Raw genomic sequence first — 22,147 nt, 5'->3', positions numbered from 1 at the left:
GCCAAGGGCGGCTCCAGCACCGAGGACCCCGAACCCCTCCGGGAGGGAACGATGGATACGGATGCCCTGACGCCCGGCCTGCTGCGGAAGCTTCGCGCGGCCAGGCCCGGTCCGGCCCTGTCCCTGACGATGCCGACCCACCGCGGAGCACCCGAGAACGCCCAGGACGCCGTGCGGCTGCGGAATCTCGTGGCCGAGGCAGGCAACCGTCTGGACGCCGATCCCCAGGTGTCCCGCGAGGCCCAGAAGGCCGTGAGGGCTCAGCTGGACCGCGCGGTCGCCGACATCGACCAGCGACGCGCCCTGGACTCACTGGTGATCCTGGCCGACACGGAGGAGTACCAGATCTGGCAGCTGCCGCGCACAGCGCCCGAGCGCGTCGTCCTGAGCGACTCCTACCTCACGCGGAATCTCGTCGCGGCCAAGGCGGGGGCGCGTCTCTTCTGGGTCCTCGGCGTTTCCGCCGAGCACGCCGCACTCTGGTCGGGGACGAACGAGTCGCTGCGCGCGGAGGAGCGGGGCGGATTCCCCCTGAGCCCGCCGCACGAGAACTTCGACCCGGAGCGTCAGGCGCGGAGCGGCGGGGCTCCGAGCATCTACTCCAGCGAGGACACCCGCAGCTTCTTCCGCACGGTGGACAGCAGCCTACGCGGCGTACTCACGGCAGACCCCCGGCCGCTGTTCCTGGTCGGACTGCCGCAGGCGCTCTCGTTGCTCGAGGACGTCGGAGAATGCGCCAAGTCGGCCGCCTGCAAGGTCCCGAAGGGAACGACGGCGGAAACGACCGCGCCCGAGCTGGCCAAGGAACTGGAGGCGGCGAGGGACGACTGGCGCGAGCAGGCCGACGCGGCCGTCCTGGACAGGCTCGACACCGCCCGCGGCGCCAAGTCCTTCACGGGCGGCCTCGACGAGGTCTGGGCAGCCGCCCGGGAAGGCCGGGTGGCCGTCGTCGCCGTCGAGGAGCACTTCCAGCAGGTGGTCCGGGTCACCGACAACCACCTTCAGGCCGTGGACCCGGCGGACGTGGCGCCGGAGGAGGACGGGATCCGCGAGGACATCGTGGACGAGCTCATCGAGACGGTGCTGGACAACGGTGGCGAGGCGGTGTTCGTCGCCGACGACTCCCTCGCCGGCCACGGCCGGATCGCGGCGGCTCTGCGCTTCTGACCGCGAGGTCCCGCCCGCCACGGCAGGACCACCGGCGCCCACCCCCTCCGGCCGGCCCGCGACTCAGCAGGCCGGCCGGAGCTGGTGGTACGGAGGAGTCACCCCTCCCAGGTCCAGTCGGCCACCTCGGGCAGGTCCGTGCCGTGTTCCCGGATCCAGTCGTGGTGCCGGGTGCGGGCGTCCGCCATGGCCTGCCGGACGGCGACAGCGCGTACGCCCAGACCGGGCACCCGGTCGACCACGTCCATGACCAGCCGGTAGCGGTCCAGGTCGTTGCGGACCACCATGTCGAACGGCGTGGTGGTGGTCCCCTCCTCCTTGTAGCCCCGGACGTGGAGGTGCGCGTGTCCCGCGCGCCGGTAGGCGAGGCGGTGCACCAGCCAGGGATAGCCGTGGTAGGCGAAGATCACCGGCTTGTCCCGGGTGAAGAGGGAGTCGTACTCCGCGTCCGGCATCCCGTGCGGGTGCTCCTCGTGAGGCAGCAGCCGGGTCATGTCGACCACGTTGACCACGCGCACGGCGAGCTCCGGGAGATGACGCCGCAGCAGGCCTGCCGCGGCCATGACCTCCAGGGTGGGTACGTCTCCGGCGCAGGCCAGCACGACGTCGGGCTCGCGGCTGCCGTCCTCGGTACCGGCCCATTCCCACACCCCGGCCCCCCGGGCGCAGTGCGCGCGGGCCTCGTCGAGCGTGAGCCAGTCGAAGCCGGGCTGCTTGCCGGCCACGATCACGTTGACGTAGTCGCGGCTGCGCAGCACGTGGTCGGCGGTGGACAGCAGCGTGTTGGCGTCCGGCGGCAGGTAGACCCGGACGACCTCGGGGCTCTTGTTGAGGATGTGGTCGACGAAGCCGGGGTCCTGGTGCGAGAAGCCGTTGTGGTCCTGGCGCCAGACGTGCGAGGTGAGCAGGTAGTTCAGCGAGGCGATGGGCGCCCGCCAGTGCAGCCGACGCGAGGTGCGCAGCCACTTGATGTGCTGGTTGACCATCGAGTCGACGATGTGGGCGAATGCCTCGTACGAGGAGAAGAACCCGTGCCGCCCGGTGAGGAGATACCCCTCCAGCCAGCCCTGGCAGAGGTGTTCGGAGAGCACCTCCATCACCCGGCCGTCGCGTGCCAGGTGCTCGTCGGTCGGGAGGATCTCCGCCTGCCATGCCTTGCCGGTGGCCCCGTAGAGCGCGCCCAGGCGGTTGGACTCGGTCTCGTCGGGTCCCACCACACGGAAGTTCCTGCGCTCAGCGGTGGCCGCCATGACGTCCGCGAGCAGGCCGCCCAGCACCCGGGTGGGCTCGTGCAGGACGGTCCCCGGCCTGTCGACCCTGACCGCGTGGTCCTCCAGAGGAGGGAGCGGCAGATCCCGCAGGAGCAGCCCGCCGTTGGCGTACGGCGTCGAGCCGAGCCGGGCGGCGCCCTCGGGGACACAGTCCAGGACCTGGGCGGTGGGCCGGCCCTCCGCGTCGAAGAGTTCCTGCGGCCGGTAGGAGCGCATCCACTGCTCGAGCATGCGCAGGTGATCGGGGTCGTCCCTGACCCCGGGCAGCGGGACCTGGTGGGCACGCCAGGTGTTCTCGACGGGGAGGCCGTCCACAGCCTCGGGTCCGGTCCAGCCCTTGGGCGTACGCAGGACGATCATGGGCCAGCGGGGGCGTGCGGACGCGCCCTCGGTACGGGCGGTGTGCTGGTACTCCTCGACGCGGTCCACGGCGAGGTCCATGGCGGCGGCCAGCGCACGGTGGACCGTGGCGGGCTCGTCCCCTTCGACGTAGAGGGGATCGTGACCGTACCCGCGCAGGAGTGCGTCGAGTTCTCCTTCGGGCAGCCGGGCGAGCACCGTCGGGTTCGCGATCTTGTAACCGTTGAGGTGGAGGATGGGCAGGACGGCCCCGTCGTGCACGGGATCGAGGAACTTGTCGGAGTGCCACGACGCGGCCAGCGGCCCCGTCTCCGCCTCCCCGTCCCCGACGACGCAGGCGACCAGCAGCTCGGGGTGGTCGAAGGCCGCTCCGTAGGCGTGGGCGAGCGCGTATCCCAGCTCGCCGCCCTCGTGGATGGAGCCCGGGGTCTCCGGGGCGACGTGGCTGGGCACACCACCAGGGAAGGAGAACTGCCTGAACAGGGCCGCCATTCCGGCACGGTCGCGGCTGACGTCCGGATACGTCTCCGCATAGCTGCCCTCCAGCCAGGAGTTGGCCAGGACGGCGGGGCCGCCGTGCCCGGGCCCCCAGACGCAGAGCACCTTCCGGTTCCGTTCCTTGACGACCCGGTTGAGGTGGGTGTGGACGAGGTTCAGCCCGGGTGAGGTGCCCCAGTGGCCGAGCAACCGCGGTTTGATGTGCTCGGGGGCCAGCGGCTCCTCCAGGAGCGGGTTGGCCATCAGATAGATCTGGCCGACCGCCAGGTAGTTGGCGGCACGCCAGTGCGCGTCGAGTGCCGAGATCTCGGTGTCGGACAGGGCGGATGCCCCGGACGGTGTGCGGGCGTCGGTCATGAGACGTCTCCCTGGGGTCCCTGGGGCATGGCTAGGCGGTGTCCGGGCCGGGGCCGTACCAGACCGTCGTGGCGTTGCAGAACTCGCGGATGCCGTGCCCCGCCAGCTCCCGCCCGTAGCCGGAGCGCTTCACCCCGCCGAACGGCAGTGCGGGGTGGGAGGCCGTCATTCCGTTGAAGAAGACCCCGCCGGCATCCAGGTCACGCACACAGCGGTCCATCTCCCCCTCGTCGCGTGTCCAGACGTTGGAACTCAGCCCGAACGGTGTGTCGTTGGCGATTTCCAGTGCCTCGTCCAGGTCCGCCGCACGGTAGAGCGTCGCCACCGGGCCGAAGGTCTCCTCCCGGTGGATGCGCATGTCCGGGGTGACCCCGGTGAGAACCGTGGGCTCGTAGAACCAGCCACGGTCCAGCCCCTCGGGCCGTCGGCCCCCGCACAGCGCGGTGGCGCCCTTCCCGAGGGCGTCCTCGACGAGTTCCTCCAGGTCGGCGCGGCCCTGTTCGCTGGAGAGCGGTCCCACGTCGGTGGTCTCCTGCTGCGGGTCGCCGACGGTCAGGGCCCGCATTCCCGCCGTGAACCGCTCGGTGAACGCGTCGTACACGTCCTCGTGGACGATGAAGCGCTTGGCGGCGATGCAGGACTGGCCGTTGTTCTGGACGCGGGCGGTCACCGCGGTCCCGGCGGCCTTCCCGACGTCCGCCGAGGGCAGGACGACGAAGGGGTCGCTGCCGCCGAGTTCCAGCACGGTCTTCTTCACCTCGTCGCCCGCGACGGAGGCGACCGCACGGCCGGCCGGCTCGCTGCCGGTGAGCGTGGCCGCGGCGACCCTCGGGTCGCGCAGGATCGCCTCGACGGCGCCCGAACCGATGAGGAGGGTCTGGAAGCAGCCGGCGGGGAACCCCGCCCTGGCGAACAGGTCCTCGATGTAGAGAGCGGTCTGTGGCACGTTCGAGGCGTGCTTGAGCAGGCCGGTGTTGCCCGCCATGAGGGCGGGTGCCGCGAAGCGCATGACCTGCCAGAGCGGGAAGTTCCACGGCATCACGGCGAGCACGACGCCCAGCGGCCGGTAGTGGACCCGGGCGTGGGAGGCGCCGGAGTCCTTGACGTCGGTGTCGTCGGGGTGCTCGTCGGCGAGCAGCCGTTCGGCGTTCTCGGCGTACCAGCGCATCGCCTTGGCGCACTTGGCGGCCTCGGCGCGGGCGGCCTTGACCGGCTTGCCCATTTCGGTGGTCATGGTCCGGGCGATGTCCTGCTGGTCCTCGTCGAGGAGATCGGCGGCCCGGTTCAGCCAACGGGCACGCTCGGCGAATTCCGTGGTGCGGTAGGCGCGGAACGCCCGGTGCGCGGCGGCGAGCCTGCGTTCCGTCTCCTCACCGTCCAGTGCGTCGAATGTCCTGAGCGTCTCGCCGTTCGCGGGGTCGACCGTCGCGATGGGCATGGGAGTGCCTCCTTGCATTGTTCTCCGACCGTGCCGCGCCACGCCGCCGCGCGCAGCGCGGCCCTTCACGCACGCGTACCCGGTCGGCGCGGATCATGCGTGCCCTGGGCACACCGTCCGCACCGGCCGGGCCGGCACCGGGCTGTTCGTCACACGAGTTCGGCCGCCGGGCTGCTGAGGAACGTACGGCCGCCGGGGAGCGGTGTCTCGGGGAGCAGTCCCACGGTGTGCGGCGTCTCGGCGTAGCGTGTGAACCACACGACCTTGCCGTCGCCGGTCCGGCAGGTACCCCAGCTGTCGCTCAGGGCCATGACGCGGCTGAGCCCGCCGCCACCGCCGTCGAGCAGCCGGGGCATCCGGGAATCGTTGTCGGCCACGGACACCGTCAGGTGCCGGCCGGTCCAGCGGAGCTCGACGACGCACTCGCTGTCGTCGCCGACGTGTCGCTGGACGTTCGTCAGGAGCTCCTCCGCGGCCCGGCACACAGGCCGGACGTGCAGTTCGAGACTCCAGTGACGAAGGTGCGCGGCGACTATGCGCCCCACCTGGGAAATGCGCTCTGCCGACACCTGCAGTTCGACCTGATAGTGCCGGTCGAGTGGAACGGTCATCGTCGAGGCTCCTCACCGCGAGGCCCACGTGCTTCACCCCGTTTGAACCAACGACCCCCGAACACGAAGCGTGAGCAGTAATAACTTCTGGGTCACTCATCAGGGTGGCCCGAGGGGGCCGGTCGCGCAACCGAGAGGGCCGGGCGTCACGGCAGGTAGGGCAGGAGCTTGTCCGGGGTCAGGGGGAGTTCGCGCAGCCGGGCGCCGGTGGCGTGCCGCACGGCGTTCCCGATGGCGGCCGCGGTCCCGACGATGCCGATCTCGCCGATGCCCTTGCTGCCCATCGGGTTGAGATGCGGGTCGTGCTCGTCGATCCAGTGTGCCTGGACGTCGGGGACGTCCGCGCAGGACGGCACGTGGTAGGAGGCCAGGTCGCTCTCGGTGAAGTCACCGAAGGCCGGGTCCATGGTGCTGCCCTCGGTGAGGGCCATGCCGAGGCCCATGACCATGCCGCCGATGAACTGGGAGCGCGCCGTACGAGGGTTGAGGATGCGTCCGGCTGCGTACATGCCGAGCAGCCTGCGGACCCTTACCTCGCCGGTGAGGGAGTCGACCGCGACCTCGGCGAAGTGTGCGCCGAAGGCGTGCCGTGCGTACGGGGACTCCTGTGCCGTCTCCTCGCCGGTGTCGGCGGTGACGGTGATGCCCTCCGGTGGCAGCGGTCCGGTGTGCTCGGCGAGCCGTCGCACCAGGGCGCCGGTGGCCTTGTGCACGGCGGAGCCCCAGGAGGCGGTGCCCGCGGAACCGCCCGCGACGGGCGCGACGGGCAGGTCGCTGCTGCCGATGTCGAGCGTCACGTTCTCCAGGCGCGTGTCCAGGACCGAGGCGGCGATCTGGGCGAGGACGGTGCGGGCGCCGGTGCCGATGTCGGTGGCGTTGACACCGACACGGTAGGTGCCGTCCGGAGCGGCCTGCGCGGAGGCCGCCGACCTGGAGACGAGTACGGGGTACGTCGCCGAGGCGACGCCGGTGCCGAGCAGCCAGGGTCCCTCCTCACGAGCGGCGGGCTGCGGGTCCCGGTCGGCCCAGCCGAAGCGCCGGGCCCCCTCGGTCAGGCAGGCCGCGAGGTTGCGGCTGCTGAACGGCCGCCCGCTGTCGGGTTCGGTCCGGGGTTCGTTGCGCAGTCTGAGCTCGACCGGGTCGATGCCGAGAGCGCAGGCCAGTTCGTCCATGGCCGACTCCAGCGCGTACATGCCCGAGGCCTCCCCCGGCGCGCGCATCCAGGACGGGCTGGGCACGTCGAGCGCCACCACCCGGTGCTCGGTGCGGCTGTGGGGAGAGGCGTACATGACGCGGGCGGGCACGGCTGCCTGCTCGACGAACTCCTTGATCCGGGAGGTGTGCGTGACGATCTCGTGGGAGACGGTGGTGAGGACCCCCTCCCGGTCGGAACCCAGACGCACTCGCTGCAGGGTGGGTGCGCGGTGCCCGACGACCGCCGCCATGGACCGCCGGACCAGGGCGAGCTGGACCGGACACCCGGTGTGCCGTGCGGCCATCGCGGCCAGTACGGCCTGGGGACGCGGGGTGCCCTTGGAACCGAAGCCGCCGCCGACGTGCTCGGAGATCACGGTGACGGTGTCCCGGTCGATCCCGAGGGCCTGGGCGAGACCGTCGCGGACGGCGGTCGATCCCTGGCTGGAGTCGTGGACGGTGAGGTGTCCGTCGGCCCACCGGGCGGTGGATGCGTGCGGCTCCATGGGGTGGTTGTGCAGCCCCCGCAGCGCGTAGGTGGCGTCGATCCGGACGGGTGCGGCGTCGAACGCGCTCAGGGTGTCGCCGCGTTCACGCAGGGCCGGGTGGCCACCGTTCGCCTCCTCGGGGGTGTAGAGGCCGGGGTGGCCCGCGGTGAGGACGACGTCGTGCCCGGTGGTGGCGTACTCGACGTGCACGGCCTCCGCGCCGGCCCGCGCGGACTCCAGGCTCTCGGCGACGACGAGGGCGACGGGCCAGCCGCGGTGCGGCACCCGGTCGTCCTGGAGCACGGCGAGGATCGGGTCGTCGGGCTCCTTCAGCCGTGGCGCGTTGTGGTGGGTCAGCACGGTGCGCACCCCGGGTACAGCGAGCGCGTCGGCGGTACGGATCGCCGTGATCCGCCCGCTCGCGACGGTGGCGGGGACGATCCAGCCGTACAGAGAGCCTGGCGTGGTGTGTTCCGCCGCGTAGCGGGCGGCGCCGGTGATCTTGTCCCGGCCGTCGCGGCGTACTACGGGCGCGCCCAGTGCATGGGGGGAGTCGCTCATGACGGAATTCCTCGGTTCGTCGGGATGTGCCGTGGGACGGGATCAGGCGGACGCCGCCCGGGTGGTGAGACCGGTCAGGGCACCGACGGCCAGCCGACGGGCCAGGTCCACCTTGAAACCGTTGTCGCGCAGGGGCCTGGCCGCCGCGAGTTCGGCGTCCACCGCACGCGCGAAGGTGTCCTCGGTCGCGGGAGCCCCGCGCAGCACGTCCTCGGCCACCCGGGCTCGCCACGGCCGGTGCGCGAGCCCGCCGAAGGCGAGCGACGCCCGTTCCACATGGCCGTCGCGCACGCTCACCACGACGGCGACGGAGGCCAGTGCGAAGGCGTACGAGGCACGGTCCCGGGCCTTGCGGTACAGCGAGACTGCCCCGGTGGGGGACGGCGGCAACACCACGTCGGTGATCAGCTCGCCCGGGCGGATCACCGTGTCCTGGTCGGGGTTGTCGCCGGGCAGTCGGTGGAAGTCGGTGACGGACACGATCCGCTCCCCCTCGGGCCCGTGCAGTCGGACGACGGCGTCGAGTGCCGCGAGGGCGACCGCCATGTCGGACGGGTTGGTGGCGACGCAGTCCTGCGAGTGGCCGAGCACCGCGAGATCTCGGTGCGCTCCTTCCCGCGCCGGGCAGCCCGAGCCGGGAGACCGCTTGTTGCAGGGCTTGGTGACGTCCTGGAAGTACGGGCACCGGGTGCGCTGGAGCAGGTTCCCGCCGGTGGTGGCGGTGTTGCGGAGCTGCCCGGACGCACCGGCCAGCAGCGCCTGCGACAGGGCCGGCCAGCCGCTCCGTACGTCGGGGTGGGCGGCGAGATCGCTGTTGCGTACGGTCGCGCCGATCCGGAGGCCGCCGTCGTCCGTCCGTGTCACCCGGTCCAGCGGGAGCCGGCCGAGATCGACGATCAGGCCGGGTGACTCCACCCCGAGCTTCATCAGGTCGACGAGGTTGGTGCCGCCGCCGAGGAAGCGTGCTCCGGGGTGCCCGGCGCCGGCCCGGACGGCCTCGGCCACGGTGGCGGGGCGCAGATAGGCGAAGGGTTTCACGGGGCCACGTCCTCGATGGCTTCGACGATGTGCGGATAGGCGCCGCACCTGCAGAGGTTGCCGCTCATCCGTTCGCGGATCTCGTCGGCGTCGAGCGGCACCTGCCCTCCGGCGACGAGTGCCGCCCGCGGGGTGACGTGCGAGGGGAAACCGTCCTTGGCCTCACCGAGCATGCCGGCCGCCGAGCAGATCTGACCCGGGGTGCAGTAGCCGCACTGGAGCGCGTCCCTCTCCAGGAAGGCGGACTGGAGCGGATGCAGCCGGTCGCCGTCGGCCAGCCCTTCGACGGTGGTGATGTGAGCGTCCTGCTGGGCGACTGCCAGCAGCAGACAGCTGTTGGCCCGTCGGCCGTCGACCAGGACGGTGCAGGCTCCGCACTGGCCGTGGTCGCAGCCCTTCTTGGCGCCGGTGAGTCCGAGGTGCTCGCGGAGCGCGTCCAGCACGGTGGTGCGGTGGTCCAGTGTCAGACTCCGTGCCGTGCCGTTGACGTGCAGGGTGAAGGTGGAGCTGTCGGCGGGCGACGGCGCCCGTGCCGCTTCCGGGTCGACGGTCCCAGGGGTGGCATCCATGTACGCGTACCTTCCGGGTCGGGGCGTGCGGTCGTCATGCGGGGCGGTGGCTCTCCAGCCGCAGCCGGATCTCCTGTTCCTGGTCGCCCGCCGCTGTTCCGACGAGCCGGACGGTGAAGGCGTCCGCCAGGTGCTTACGGAGACGGTCGACCGCCCAGTAGCCCCCCTGCGCCTCGACCATCACCGGTGCGGAGAGCCGCGCGGGCCCTGGACCGGCTTTCGTCTCCGAGACGTCGACGGTCGCCGTCCACACGGTGGGGCGGGTGTCCGACGCGTCCTCCGGGGTGTCGCTCGCCGGGCGGTCGGAGACGAACGAGCGGCGCAGTACGTCGAACACGGTGCGCGCATCCTCCTTCGGGCAGCCGGTCACCGCCACCACGACGTCGCCGCTCTCCTGGTGTTCCTCTGTCTGTTCCTGCGTGCTGTTCACCCTGGATTCCTTTCACTGTGAGCGCTGGGAGCGCTGCTCGGCGGCCTCACGCTGGGGGCCGACCGTGTGGGCGGGGTCCTCGGCGGAGGCGATGCCCGCCGCGAAGACCCCGAAGCGCGTGCAGGCCGATCCCGCGAGGAGCGCGAGGCCCGCGCCGACGGCGGCGGGCCGGCTGCGGGGTCCGAGAAGGAGGGCCACCGCCGCCCCTGCCCCGGTGAGCCCGCGTGCCGCGCGCATCAGCGTCCCGGCACGGCCCTCGCGGTAGGTCACCGCGACGGACCCGAGGCGCCGTTCCACCGCACGGCTCGCGGCGCCGTCGGCGACGGCGGCGAGCGCGCAGGCGTACCGGGCCGGGGCGTTCTCGTGGACGGGCCCGGCGACCAGGGCCATGCCGGCGGCGGCGGCCGTGGCCGACGCCCCGAAGAGGTAGGGGAGTTCACGGTGTGCCCCGTGCCATGCGGGCACGGCGGTGTCGGCGGCCAGGACCGCGGTGTACGTCGCCAGGGCGGGGCCCAGCACCGCGGCGGCCGTGGTGGCCGCGGCACCGGTCCTGGGCAGCCGGCCGCTCACCGCGGTGAGGGCGGCCGCCCCTGCGGCGGGACCGTAGCCGGAGAGCAGCCAGGAGCCCATGCTCATCGGAGAGGTCGGCTTGAAGACGCGCAGCATGTGGGCGAACCGTGAGGGGCGGCCGAGGTCGTGGACGAGTGCGGCCGCGGAGAGGCTGACGGCGGCGAGCGAGGAGACCTTCAACGCGGTGGCCGTGGTGCCGCGGCCGGTCAGATGGGCCCCGGCGGCGAGGACGGAGCCGGCGCCGGCCAGTCCGCCGAGGAAGAAGTACCCGGCGATGTCCTGGGCGGACCATGACGGCGGCTTGATGACGGGCCGACCGTAGTACGAGGCGAGCTCCTCGTGGCCGGCCGTTCTCCTGGGCGGGCTGGTCGTCATGTCCGGCCACTCCTTCGGGTGAGTACGGGAAGCGCGAAGGACAGGGCGGCGCCCGTGACCAGCGACAGGGCGGCGATGCCCGCGTGACGCCACATGGCCGGCAGGTCCCGGGTGGTGACGACGGGGTGCGGGGGCAGTCCGTACACCTCGGGTTCGTCCAGGAGCAGGAAGAACGCGCCGTCCCCGCCGACGCCGTTGTCCGGTTCGTGGCCGTACAGCCGGGCCTCGGTGACGCCGGCTTCGTGGAGCTGCTCCACCCGCAGCGCCGCGCGCTCGCGCAGTTCGTCGAGCGGGCCGAAGCGGATGGACTCGGTGGGGCACGCCTTGGCGCACGCGGGTTCCTGGCCGGCGCCGAGGCGGTCGTAGCACATGGTGCATTTGAACGCCCTTCCGTCCTTGGGGCGTTGCTCGATCACGCCGTACGGGCAGGCGGGCACGCAGTATCCGCAGCCGTTGCAGATGTCTTCCTGGACGACGACCGTGCCGAACTCCGTGCGGAAGAGTGATCCGGTCGGACAGACGTCCAGGCAGGCGGCATGGGTGCAGTGCTTGCAGACGTCCGAGGACATCAGCCACCGGACCCCGGAGGTGTCCTCCGCCTTCCCGGGGTCCGTGTCGGCGAGCGGCAGTTCCGTACGCCCTGCGGGTACGGGCTGTTCGATGAAGGCGACGTGCCGCCAGGTGGAGGCGCCCAGTCCGCCGGTGTTGTCGTAGGACATCCCGGTCAGTGAGAGCCCGTCCTCGGGGAGGGCGTTCCATTCCTTGCAGGCGACCTCGCACGCCTTGCAGCCGATGCAGACGGAGGTGTCGGTGAAGAACCCGACGCGCGGAGGGGCGTTCTCGTGTCCGGCGTCGCCCGCGGGGTCGGGCTCGGGCCCGCTGAAGAGATTGTCCTTCACGTCGTCTCCTGCGTTCCGGTCGTCTCCGTGATCCCGGCCCGGCGGCGGTAGTCCGCGACGAGTTCGGGCAGTGCGGGGCCCCTGGGCCTGCGCCCGGGCCGGATGTCGGCGGTGAGCGCCTTGTCCTCCTGGATCAGGGCGTTGGGGTCGAGCGCGATGGCCACCAGCTCGTTGGCCGCGTCACCGGTCGTGATCCCGTTGGGACCCCAGTGGAAGGGCAGACCGATCTGGTGCACGGTGCGGCCCCGGACGGTCAGGGGTGTGATGCGGCGGGTCACCAGGACGCGGGCCTCGACGGCGTTGCGGGCCGTGACGATCGTCGCCCAGCCGCCGTGCTCAAGACCTCTCTCCTGCGCGAGCTGCGGCGACACCTCGCAGAAGAACTCCGGTTGCAGCTCGGACAGATAGGAGGACCAGCGGCTCATCCCTCCCGCCGTGAAGTGCTCGGTGAGGCGGTGGGTGGTGACGACGTACGGATACACGTCCGCGCCCGGTTCGTCGCCGCTCGGGTGGTAGCGGTTGCCCTCGCGGGGGTGCAGTTTCCTGACGGGTGAGCGGGAGCGCGAGGGGTGGAGCGCGTTGGTGAAAGGCGAGTCCTGCGGCTCGTAGTGCGTGGGGAGCGGGCCGTCCTCCAGGCCGGAGGGGGCGTAGAGCCAGCCCTTGCCGTCGGCCTGCATGATGAACGGGTCGTCCCCGCGCAGGGCGTCGGGACCTTCGGCTCCGGGCGGAGGCACGTGGCCGGGCGCTCGGTCGGGGACGAAGTCCGGGACGTCGTGTCCGGTCCACCGGCCCTCGATCTCGTCCCACCAGACACAGGCCTTGCGGTCGCTCCAGGGGCTGCCGTCGGGGGCTGCCGACGCCCGGTTGTAGAGGATGCGCCGATTGGCGGGCCAGGCCCAGGCCCACTCGGCCGCCACCCAGTCCTGTTCCGTGTGGGGTCTGCGGCGGGCGGCCTGGTTGACGCCGTCCGCGTACACCCCGCAGTAGATCCAGCAGCCGCACCTGGTCGAGCCGTCGTCCTTGAGCTCGGTGTAGGCGGAGAGGGGCGCGCCGTCCGGGCCGTGCCCGTTGATCTCGGCCAGGACCGCTGCCGATACCGGTTCGTCGAGCGGCCCGTCGACCGGGTAGTCCCAGGTCAGGTCCTGGACGGCGCGGTCCATCGGATCGGTGGAGGCCGCGAGCCGTTCCTTGATGCGCCGGCCGAGGTGGTACGTGAACCAGAGGTCGCTGCGGGCGTCTCCCTCGGGTTCGACGGCGGCGTGGTGCCACTGGAGCCACCGGTTGGTGTTGGTGAAGGAGCCGGACTTCTCGGTGTGGGCGGCCGCCGGGAAGAAGAAGACCTCGGTACCGATCTTCTCGGTGGTCATCTCCCCGGTCTCCGTCTCCGGGCCGTCCTTCCACCAGGTGGCGGACTCGATGAGCGAGAAGTCGCGGACGACCAGCCACTCGAGCTGGGCCATCCCGAGCCGTTGCAGCCGGGTGTTGGCGGAGCCGACGGCCGGGTTCTCCCCCATGAGGAAGTAGCCCTTGCACTCCCCCTCGAGTTGCCCCATCACCGTCTCGTACGTGCCGTGGGCGCCGGTGAGGCGGGGCAGGTGGTCGAAGCAGAAGTCGTTCTCGGCAGTGGCCGCGTCGCCGTAGTAGGCCTTGAGCAGGCTGACGAAGTAGGCCCGCATACCACCCCAGAAGCCCTTGTCCGTGCGGCTCGCCCGGATGAGGGCGTCCAGGTTCTCGTGGGCGTGGGCGTGCGGCATCGGCAGATAGCCCGGCAGCAGGTTGAAGAGCGTGGGGATGTCGCTGGAGCCCTGGATCGACGCGTGCCCGCGCAGGGCCTGGATGCCGCCGCCCGGCCGCCCGATGTTGCCCAGGAGCAGCTGGAGCACGCTCGCGGCGCGGATGCACTGGGCGCCGGTGGTGTGCTGGGTCCAGCCCACTGCGTAGGCGAAGGCGGTGGTCCGCTCACGTCCGGAGTTGGAGGTGAGCGCGTCGCAGACCTCCAGGAAGACCTCCCGCCTCACCCCGGTGATCTCCTCGACCATCTCGGGGGTGTAGCGCGCGTAGTGGCGTCTGAGGATCTGGTAGACGCACCTCGGGTCCTGCAGGGTCTCGTCGCGCGGTGGCCATGCCTCGGCCCGCGGGCCTCCCGACCCATGGGTCTCGGAGCCCGCCGCGGAGTGCACCCGGCTCCGCGCGTCGTCGCTCCCGGCCCGGTCCTCGTGCAGCTCGTCCACGTTCCCGGAGGGTGCGCGCACCTCGGTGTCCCGGTACTGCCACGAGCGGGGGTCGTAGTGGCCCCGCTCCTCGTCCAGGCCGGAGAAGACACCGTCGAGGTCCTCGGTGTCCAGGAAGTCGTCGCCGATCAGCGTCGCGGCGTTCGTGTAGTGGAGGACGTACTCCCGGAAGTCCTTCTCCTCGGTGAGCACGTGGTTGATGACGCCGCCGAGGAACGCGATGTCGCTGCCGGCCCGGATGGGCACGTGGAGGTCGGACAGAGCGCTCGTGCGGGTGAAGCGCGGGTCCACATGGATGATCCGGGCGCCGCGGGCCTTCGCCTCCATCACCCATTGGAAGCCGACCGGGTGGGCCTCGGCGAAGTTCGACCCCTGGATGATGACGCAGTCGGCGTGCTGGAGGTCCTGCATGAAGGTGGTGGCCCCGCCCCGGCCGAACGAGGTACCGAGGCCGGCCACGGTGGAGCTGTGGCAGACCCGTGCCTGGTTCTCCACCTGCACGATGCCGAGGCCCGTGAAGAGCTTCTTGATCAGGTAGTTCTCTTCGTTGTCCAGGGTGGCTCCGCCAAGACCGGCGATGCCCAGGGTGCGTGCCGTGCGGAGCCCTTCGTGTTCCCACTGCCAGGTCCTGCGCCGGGTCTCGATGACACGGTCCGCGACCATGTCCATCGCGGTCTCCAGGTCGAGCGGCTCCCAGTCGGTGGCGTACGGGCGCCGGTGGAGCACCTGGTGGCGGCGGGACGGGCCGGTGGTGAGCTGCAGCGTCGAGGAGCCCTTCGGGCACAGTCGGCCACGGCTGACCGGCGAGTCCGGGTCGCCCTCGATCTGCACGACCCGGTCGTCCTTGACGTACACCTGCTGGCCGCAGCCCACCGCGCAGTACGGGCAGACGGACTTCACCACACGGTCGGCCGTGGCGGTGCGCGGCCGGGTCTCCTCCGTCGCCCGCGAGACGACCGCCTGCCCTCTGCCCAGAGGGTCTCGACCGGTCAGCTGCCGGTACACGGGCCAGCGGCCGAGCGGGTTGCGTGCTCCCATCGTGTTTCCTCCAGCGGTCCGGGGACTGACTCCAGGCTCACCCCACGGCTCCGTGTCGGCGACACGAGCGGCTTCTCGGGCGGGCGGGCCCGCGACGACCTCGTACCCGGTGAGCGGCCCGGCGCACGCACGGGTCGGGGCCTACAGTTCGCGCAGTGCCGGGAGGAGCGTGCGCCGCGCCCAGTCGATGAAGGGCCGCTGCTGCGCCCCGCCGATCTGGACGAGTGCGACCTCGGTGAAGCCGGCCTCGCTGTAGGGACGCACGGCATCGACGAACGCCTCGACGTCGGAGCCGCACGGGATCGCTTCGGTGATGTCGTCCTCACGGACGAAGCGGGTCGCCTGGTCGAAGGCCGCGGGGCCGGGCAGCTCCGAGTTGACCTTCCAGCCGCCGAGCGACCAGCGGAACTGGTCGTGGGCGCGGGCGATCGCGGCGCCTCGGTCGGTGTCGTAACAGACGGGCACCTGTCCCACGCGGGGCTTCCCCGTTCCGCCGTGACGGTCGAACTCACCCAGCAGTTCGCTCCTGGGTTCGGTCGCGATGACCAGGTCGCCCAGTGCGCCCGCGAGTGCGCAGGACTTCTCCCCGGAGACAGCGATGCCGATGGGGACACGGCGGTCGGGCAGGTCCCAGAGCCTGGCGTTCTCCACGTCGAAATGGGTGCCGTGGTGGGTGACGTGATCTCCGTCGAACAGCGCTCGGATGATCCGCACGGCCTCCTCGAGCATCTCCAGGCGGACGTGGGCCGAGGGCCACCCCGCGCCCACGACGTGCTCGTTGAGGCTCTCGCCGGAGCCGAGGCCGAGGCGGAAACGGCCCTCGGCCAGAAGTTGGAGCGTCGCCGCCTTCTGCGCGACCACCGCCGGGTGGTAACGCGTGGTCGGACAGGTCACGTACGTCATCAGCGGGATTCTGGACGTGGCCTGCGCGGCGGCTCCCAGGACCGACCAGGCATAGGGCGCGTGCCCCTGGGAAGCCAGCCAGGGGAAGTAGTGATCGGAGGTGACGGAGAAGTCGAAGCCGGCCGCCTCCGCCGCGACCACGTCATCGACGAGGGCGCGGGGGCCTGCTTGCTCGGTCATCATCGTGTAGCCGACTTGAACCATATGAAACACATTCACCATTACATCGCCATAAAACATGAATTCATGTCAATGGCTGTCTGCGATCGACGTCCCGGGGTATGCGCCATGCATGGACGTAACGAACGGAGCATGGGAATCGCTCGCCAGCACCGGCGGCGCCGACGGGCCGGGCACGATGGGTGTGGTCCTCGGCGTCATCGGCCTGTTGGTGGTGCTTCTGCTGATCGGGGCCTTCTGGTTCGGGATGAGGCGCCGGGACAAGGAGTCACGGCCACCGCGCCCGGATGAGCAGCCCCCGCGTCCGGACCACCGGACGGAGATCCAGGAGAGCGGGCTGCACGGCTCGGACCGCTTTCCCGCCAACGGCCGCGCCCTCTCGCCCTACGAGCTCAGTGACCGCGGTAACGAGGTGATCCCGCCGCCGGAGGACGAGCCCCGGCGCGACTGACGCACCAGGGTGCCGGTTGCGGGAGTCGCCGGTGCGCATGAGGCTGGATCTGGCCGCGCGGCACCGAAGAAGTCATGCCGCAGAACCGATAAGGCAGTGGACCATGACTCCTGGCGATCCGCGGACCGTGCCGGAACCGGCGGTGCTGAGCGGTGCGAGTGCTCCGTGCTGGGTACACCTGGTGACACGCGATCTCGAGGACGCACAGCGCTTCTACGGCGCCGTCCTCGGCTGGACGTTCCGCCCCGGACCGCTGGGCCGGGACTTCCTGATGGCGCGCTCCGACGGGGTGCCGGTAGCGGGCATCGGCGCGGTCGCGTCCGCCTATCAGGTAGGCGTGGCCTGGATGCCCTACTTCTCCGTCCGGGACGCCGATGTCGTCTCGGACCGCATCCGGGAGCGCAGTGGAACCGTGGGCGTGGGCCCGCTGACGGTCGGACAGGGACGTGCGGTCCTGGCCGCGGACCGGGACGGCGCGTCCTTCGGCGTCTGGGAGTGGACAGGGCGCGCCGCCACCCTCGCGCCGTCCGGTCACCGGGCACACGCCTGGCTCCGGCTGCGCACCCGGGACGCCTTCGACGCCGCGATCTTCTACGGCGAGGTCCTCGGCTGGGAGAGCGGCGAGCCCGGCGGCTGCGAGGTGGCGTACGTGAAGGAAGAGGTGCTCGTACGCTGCAACGGGCGCCCACTGGCCCGGATCAGCTCAGGTGCCGTGGAAGCCGCTCCCGACCCGCAGGTGCGCCCGCACTGGCAGGTGCAGTTCCCGGTGGCCGATGTGAAAGCGACGGCCCTCGCGGCGGAGCGCAACGGCGGGACCCTCATGGAGCGGCGCGGCGTGCAGCACGGCAGTGAGGCGACGTTGCGCGATCCTGACGGCGGGCTCTTCACGGTGACGGACGTACGGAGCCCGGCGGACGCTGACGAGGAGTGACGCGGGGCCCGCCCGGGTCAGGAGCGCGGGTCGGTGTCCTGGATGTGCGTGTCCGTGTGCTGGGAGTCCCGGCCCTCTCCCCCGCCGGCCTGCCGACGGCCGCCGTCACGGGCGATGGCCCACAGCGGGAACACGAACCAGCAGACCAGGAACCACAGGGCCATCCCGCCCACCAGCCACAGCGCCGCCTCGTTGTGCAGGGCGACCCGCAGGATGAGCAGCAGCGTGCTGCACATCGTGCAGAAGAGCAGGCCGAGCCCCGTCTTCGTCACACGGGAGGCCCAGGTGACCGTCTGCGGCTTCAGCCGGCGGCCGGTGAGCAGCCGGTGGTACGACACGGGCCCGATCAGGGCGGCGGCGGTCGCCGACCCCAGCATGACGGTCACGACGTAGATGTTCCGGTCGACGGTGGAGAGCTCGGCGAAGCGTGGCTGGAAGACCACCGCGAGCAGGAACCCGAACAGGATCTGGACGCCGGTCTGCGCGACCCGGAGTTCCTGGAGCAGGTCGCTCCACTGCCGGTCCGCCCGCTCCTCGTCGGTCTCCTGCCGTCCGCTGCGCGGGTTCCTCGCGGTCCGGTCCCTCCCGGTGCCGCCGTCGCCCGACGGTATGTGTCCCATCGATGCCTCCCCACCTCGTAGAGGTGGTACGGGTTCCCCACGGAACTGCGGCGAATCCTTTTTCCCCATGGTGGCAGCCGCCGGGGAAACCACCACCACAGGAGCGGCCGGAGGGGCCAGGAGACGACGCCCTCCCATAGGCCAAGACCTCGACGCACTGTGACAACTCGCTTAGGATCGGCCTACGGCATCGCGCGTCGGTCACCGGCCGGGTGAGGCGTGGAGGTAGCCCGTGAGATGCCCGTTGGAGGCATTCCACCGTGTCAGTCGAGTTGAATCACACCATCGTCCACAGCCGGGACAACCGCGAGTCCGCCGAGTTCCTGGCGCACATCCTGGGTCTCACCGTCGGAACGGAGTGGGGCCCCTTCATCCCGGTCGTTCTGGCAAACGGCGTCACGCTCGACTTCGCGACCGTTCCCGCGGGATCGATCACCGTGCAGCACTACGCGTTCCTGATCTCGGAGGCGGAGTTCGACACGGCCTTCCGCCTCATCCAGGAGAAGGGGATCACGTACTACGCCGATCCCCATCGGAAGCACCCCGGCGAGATCAACCACAACGACGGCGGACGCGGGGTGTACTTCCCCGATCCGAGCGGTCACGGGATGGAAATCATCACCCGTCCGTACGGTGGCTGGTCGTAGGAGTCCCGCCGCCCACGGCGGATGTGCCCCGGCCCGGCCGATTGATCCGGTCGGGCCGTCCGCCTCAGGGTCCGCCGTCGACCGTGAGCGTCAGCTCGGGCCGGTCCCACATCACGGCGGGCGGGCGGGCCGCGACGGTACCGGTGCGTTCGGCACCCACGCTGCGGTAGAAGCCCTCGGCCGGCGGGTGCGCGACCACACGCACGGCGGTCAGGCCCGCGCCACGCGCCTCGTCGAGGAGGTGGCCGACGAGGAGCCGGCCGACACCCCGCCCCTGGGCGTCGTCGGCAACGAACATCAGGTCGATCTCCGGCGGGGACAGGACCAACGCGTAGAACCCGAGCACCCGGCCGTCGTCGTCCACGGCCACATGGACCTCGTGCGCCTCGATGTAATCCGGGCCGACCTTGTATCCCTCGGCCATGGGCGCGTACGGGCCCTCGTAGGCGCGCGACCGGGTGACCAGGCGGGTGAGCCGCTTGGCGTCCCGCGCGGTGGCGCGTCGGATCCGGACCCCGCCGGATCGCCCCGTGATGCTCGATCTCATGACGCGAGTATCACGCACTTCGGGCATGGGCCGCCTCGGGCGGCGAGGGGCACGGACGCGGCCGATGGCATGATCGAGGACGCTCGCCCCGACGGGGCCGCCACCCGTGCACGGGGAGACCTGTCCGCGGCTCCACACCGGCACGTACGCACCCGGGAGCCGCGCCCGGGAAGCCACGACGACAGCCCATGGAGCCCTCAGTGACCCGCCGCCCCGCACCCGCAGAGACACCGACCCGACCGGAGCCGCTGTACCTGAAGCCCCGGAACGACGAGACGGTCCCGCCGCCGATACCGGATTCCGTGACCACCGAGGACGTCATCGCCCGGGGCCCCCACGGCGCGGTCCCGCTGCGTGTCTACAATCCGGCCACCCGGCCCACCGCCACCCTGCTCTGGATGCACGGCGGAGGCTTCAGCAGGGGCACGCTCGACTGGCCGGAAGCACACCTGGTGAGCGGGGAGATAGCCGCACGGGCATCGGCCCGCGTGGTGTCGGTGGACTACCGGCTGGCCGGGAACGGCATCCTCTTTCCGGTCCCCCTCGACGACGCGTACGCGGCGTGGGAATGGCTCGCCACGGAGTTCCCTCCGTCGGAGGGGGAGATTCGGGCCCTGGGGGGTGCCAGCGCCGGAGCTGCACTCGCGCTCGGCTGCGCGATCCGCGGCCGTGACGCCTCCTTGCCCGCCGACCGGCTTCTCCTCGCCTATCCGTTCGCGCACTACCCCAGCCCGGCGCTCGACGCCGGAACGATCCGCGAGATGGAGGGGATGCCGGGCATCCACCGCTTCCCACCCGCGACGGTGGACGAGATGGTCGCCGCCTACGTGGGCCGGACGACGGATCTCCCCCGGCTGGCACTCCCGGGCGCCGCCCGTCTCGACGGTCTGCCGCGCACAGTTGTCGCCCTCTCCCAGTACGACGAGCTCAGGCCCTCCGGTGAGCTGCTCGGACGGCAGCTGACCTCCGTGGGCGTGCCGGTTCGCCTGCACGTCGCGCGGGGCATGCCGCACGGCCACCTCAACCACTGGCCCTCCCCCGCGGAGGCGTCGGCATCACTGGACTTCCTGGCCGCCGCGCTGACGCCCGTGACCGCTCCGGGGAAGGCCGCCGGGTCCTGAGGCGGACCCCTCGCCGCCGGTACCCGGTACCCGGCGGCACGTCAGACCGGGACGGAGAGGTCCTCACGCAGCCGCTCGGCCAGCGCCGGGGGGAAGCGCAGCGCCTTGGTCAGATAGCCGTCGAGCCCGCCCCAGCGTTCGTCCATCGCGTCGAGGGCCGCTTCGAGATACCGGGGCCGGGCCTCGATGACCGCGGAGGCGATGTCCGGGTCGCCGCCCTCGTCGAGAAAGCGGCGTACGGCAGGACCGAAGGCGGCGCGCACCGCCCGGTTCACCGCGAGGAACTCCGCGCGTACGACCTCACGCGACGCCCCCGCCGTCATCAGCAGCAGCGCGGCGGCCCAGCCCGTCCTGTCCTTGCCGGTCGCGCAGTGGAAGAGCAACGGCCTCGCCCGCGGATCCGCGACGGTGTCGAGGAAGGCGCGGTAGGCGGCGGCAGCCCCCGGGGAGAGGACCATCTTCCGGTAGGTCTGCGCGAACAGCTCCTCCGCTCTGCCGCCGCCGAGCAGACCGGCCGCTCCGGCGGGGTCGCTGAGCAGCGCCTTGAACCGCGCCGGTGCCACTCCAGGGTTGTCGCCGAGCACATCGGCCACGAAGAGCCTCGCGCCCGCCGGGAGCCGGTCGGGCTCCCGGCGGCGCTCCTCGGCGCTACGCAGATCGACGACGGTGCGGATGCCGAGTGCGGCCACCGCCATGTCGTGCTCCTGGAAGTCGCTCAGTGGTCCCGAGCGGAGGAGGATGCCCTGCCGTAGGTGGCGGTGGCACCCCAGTGCGATGCCACCCAGATCACGGAGGTTGACAACGGTGGAGGCGGGGACGGCCCGGGCGGTCTGCACGATGAACTGCCTCTTTCCCGACAGACTGCAGGTCGGAATCAACGTCGCACGGCGTGCGCATATCGACAAAGGGAACATGAGGAGCCGGGGCTCACCGGCAGGTGGCGAATCAGTCGGCGAGGATCCTCGACTTCTGCTCGGAGAATTCCGTGTCGGTCAGGACACCGTGCCGCTTCAGCTCGGCGAGCCTCTCGAGCAGCGTGATGACGTCGTCCCCGCCGTCCGCCGGGACCCGCTCATGTGCCAGGAGTCGGCCCCCCGTCTCCTGGACCGCCCGGGTGAGCGGAACCGACCAGAGGTCCTCCCACACGATCAGCGCGGCGGAGCTCTCCTCCGGCAGACGTCCGAGCACGTCGAGAGCCGTGATCCGCGGCAGTCCGGCCGGCGGGTCGTCCGGCGGGTCGAAGGGCACCAGCCCTTGCGGGTCCATCTCCCGCAGCCCTGCGGGCTCGAGGGCCCCGCCCTCCGCTCTGTGGGCGAAGGCCAGATCGAGGATGCGTACCGCGTCGGACGCGGCGGCGTCGGCCAGTACGGGCGCGATCGCGTCGGCGAAGTGTCCGACGGGAAAGGTGACGACGAGGTATTCCACGGGTCCCACGGCCACGGCGCGTCCTTCCCCTGCGGTTCCGAACCGGTTCCGCATCGGTTCTGGGTTCGACAGCAGCTTAACTTCGGGCAATCCCTTACGCACTGTGAAAAAAGATGACAGAAGAGATGCCCAGGTTCCGGGCCGGCGGCGAGATCGCCCACGACCGGTCAGGAATGAAGAAGCACACACCCCCCGCCGCCCGTAGCGTGATCCGCGTCCCCGGTGCG

The 22,147-nt window shown here is 71.5% G+C and carries 20 protein-coding genes; 5 read left to right on the top strand and 15 right to left on the bottom strand.

Going from position 1 to position 22,147, the window contains the following annotated elements:
* Positions 1–51: 51 nt before the first annotated feature.
* Positions 52–1,167 carry a baeRF3 domain-containing protein gene (locus ABT001_RS09320; RefSeq protein WP_351274666.1) on the top strand — a complete coding sequence of 372 codons (1,116 nt, stop codon included), beginning with the start codon at positions 52–54 and terminating at the stop codon, positions 1,165–1,167.
* A 98-nt stretch (positions 1,168–1,265) separates the two neighbouring features.
* On the opposite strand, the gene ABT001_RS09315 is transcribed toward ABT001_RS09320, so the two are convergent.
* The 11 genes from ABT001_RS09315 to ABT001_RS09265 all read right to left on the bottom strand — a co-directional run bounded on the left by ABT001_RS09315 (position 1,266) and on the right by ABT001_RS09265 (position 16,202).
* On the bottom strand, positions 1,266–3,653 hold the full coding sequence (locus ABT001_RS09315) for a phosphoketolase family protein (protein WP_351274663.1): 2,388 nt from the start codon (positions 3,651–3,653) through the stop codon (positions 1,266–1,268).
* Between the two features lie 31 nt (positions 3,654–3,684).
* Positions 3,685–5,091, bottom strand: coding sequence for an NADP-dependent succinic semialdehyde dehydrogenase (locus ABT001_RS09310; RefSeq protein WP_351274660.1), 1,407 nt, complete (start codon positions 5,089–5,091; stop codon positions 3,685–3,687).
* A 149-nt stretch (positions 5,092–5,240) separates the two neighbouring features.
* Positions 5,241–5,702 carry an ATP-binding protein gene (locus ABT001_RS09305; protein ID WP_351274657.1) on the bottom strand — a complete coding sequence of 154 codons (462 nt, stop codon included), beginning with the start codon at positions 5,700–5,702 and terminating at the stop codon, positions 5,241–5,243.
* Between the two features lie 146 nt (positions 5,703–5,848).
* Complete coding sequence (locus ABT001_RS09300; protein WP_351274654.1) at positions 5,849–7,945, bottom strand: xanthine dehydrogenase family protein molybdopterin-binding subunit; 2,097 nt, start codon at positions 7,943–7,945, stop codon at positions 5,849–5,851.
* Positions 7,946–7,987: 42 nt separating this feature from the next.
* The gene (locus ABT001_RS09295) at positions 7,988–8,983 is read right to left on the bottom strand and encodes an FAD binding domain-containing protein (RefSeq protein ID WP_351274651.1); all 996 of its coding nucleotides are present in this window, start codon (positions 8,981–8,983) and stop codon (positions 7,988–7,990) included.
* Positions 8,980–9,552, bottom strand: coding sequence for a 2Fe-2S iron-sulfur cluster-binding protein (locus tag ABT001_RS09290; RefSeq protein WP_351274648.1), 573 nt, complete (start codon positions 9,550–9,552; stop codon positions 8,980–8,982). Before ABT001_RS09290 ends, ABT001_RS09295 begins: the two co-directional genes overlap by 4 nt.
* Before the next feature lie 34 nt (positions 9,553–9,586).
* Positions 9,587–9,982, bottom strand: coding sequence for a hypothetical protein (locus tag ABT001_RS09285; RefSeq protein WP_351274645.1), 396 nt, complete (start codon positions 9,980–9,982; stop codon positions 9,587–9,589).
* Positions 9,983–9,994: 12 nt separating this feature from the next.
* A complete protein-coding gene (gene nrfD, locus ABT001_RS09280; RefSeq protein ID WP_351274642.1) occupies positions 9,995–10,927 on the bottom strand; it encodes an NrfD/PsrC family molybdoenzyme membrane anchor subunit in 933 nt (310 codons plus the stop codon).
* Positions 10,924–11,826, bottom strand: a complete 903-nt coding sequence (locus ABT001_RS09275; RefSeq protein ID WP_351274639.1) for a 4Fe-4S dicluster domain-containing protein — start codon at positions 11,824–11,826, stop codon at positions 10,924–10,926. The genes nrfD and ABT001_RS09275 overlap by 4 nt, the downstream gene beginning before the upstream one ends.
* Complete coding sequence (gene fdh, locus ABT001_RS09270; RefSeq protein ID WP_351274636.1) at positions 11,823–15,095, bottom strand: formate dehydrogenase; 3,273 nt, start codon at positions 15,093–15,095, stop codon at positions 11,823–11,825. The genes ABT001_RS09275 and fdh overlap by 4 nt, the downstream gene beginning before the upstream one ends.
* 141 nt (positions 15,096–15,236) lie before the next feature.
* The gene (locus ABT001_RS09265) at positions 15,237–16,202 is read right to left on the bottom strand and encodes an LLM class F420-dependent oxidoreductase (protein WP_502967450.1); all 966 of its coding nucleotides are present in this window, start codon (positions 16,200–16,202) and stop codon (positions 15,237–15,239) included.
* 88 nt (positions 16,203–16,290) lie between these two features.
* Between ABT001_RS09265 and ABT001_RS09260 the strand changes: the two genes are divergently transcribed.
* On the top strand, positions 16,291–16,629 hold the full coding sequence (locus tag ABT001_RS09260) for a DUF6479 family protein (RefSeq protein ID WP_351274630.1): 339 nt from the start codon (positions 16,291–16,293) through the stop codon (positions 16,627–16,629).
* 103 nt (positions 16,630–16,732) lie between these two features.
* Positions 16,733–17,560 carry a VOC family protein gene (locus ABT001_RS09255; RefSeq protein ID WP_351274628.1) on the top strand — a complete coding sequence of 276 codons (828 nt, stop codon included), beginning with the start codon at positions 16,733–16,735 and terminating at the stop codon, positions 17,558–17,560.
* 17 nt (positions 17,561–17,577) lie between these two features.
* Here the strand turns inward: ABT001_RS09255 and ABT001_RS09250 are convergent, their stop codons facing one another.
* A complete protein-coding gene (locus ABT001_RS09250; RefSeq protein WP_351274625.1) occupies positions 17,578–18,180 on the bottom strand; it encodes a DUF6328 family protein in 603 nt (200 codons plus the stop codon).
* 260 nt (positions 18,181–18,440) lie between these two features.
* Here ABT001_RS09250 and ABT001_RS09245 point away from each other — a divergent pair, with 260 nt between their 5' ends.
* Entirely contained in the window at positions 18,441–18,827 is a 387-nt protein-coding gene (locus ABT001_RS09245; RefSeq protein WP_351274622.1) for a VOC family protein, read from the top strand.
* A gap of 64 nt (positions 18,828–18,891) precedes the next feature.
* Here the strand turns inward: ABT001_RS09245 and ABT001_RS09240 are convergent, their stop codons facing one another.
* On the bottom strand, positions 18,892–19,374 hold the full coding sequence (locus ABT001_RS09240) for a GNAT family N-acetyltransferase (RefSeq protein ID WP_351274619.1): 483 nt from the start codon (positions 19,372–19,374) through the stop codon (positions 18,892–18,894).
* Positions 19,375–19,574: 200 nt separating this feature from the next.
* Between ABT001_RS09240 and ABT001_RS09235 the strand changes: the two genes are divergently transcribed.
* The gene (locus tag ABT001_RS09235) at positions 19,575–20,495 is read left to right on the top strand and encodes an alpha/beta hydrolase fold domain-containing protein (RefSeq protein ID WP_351274616.1); all 921 of its coding nucleotides are present in this window, start codon (positions 19,575–19,577) and stop codon (positions 20,493–20,495) included.
* Positions 20,496–20,536: 41 nt separating this feature from the next.
* Here ABT001_RS09235 and ABT001_RS09230 read toward each other — a convergent pair whose 3' ends face one another.
* Together ABT001_RS09230 and ABT001_RS09225 are read right to left on the bottom strand one after the other, a co-directional pair.
* Entirely contained in the window at positions 20,537–21,331 is a 795-nt protein-coding gene (locus tag ABT001_RS09230; RefSeq protein ID WP_351274613.1) for a tyrosine-protein phosphatase, read from the bottom strand.
* Between the two features lie 109 nt (positions 21,332–21,440).
* A complete protein-coding gene (locus ABT001_RS09225) occupies positions 21,441–21,935 on the bottom strand; it encodes an SHOCT domain-containing protein (protein WP_351274610.1) in 495 nt (164 codons plus the stop codon).
* Between the last annotated feature and the right edge of the window lie 212 nt (positions 21,936–22,147).

This window comes from Streptomyces sp. NPDC002793, assembly GCF_040295485.1.
GTDB lineage: Bacteria > Actinomycetota > Actinomycetes > Streptomycetales > Streptomycetaceae > Streptomyces.
Note: the sequence above shows the minus strand (reverse complement) of the source record. Positions and strands in the feature narration are given on the sequence as shown.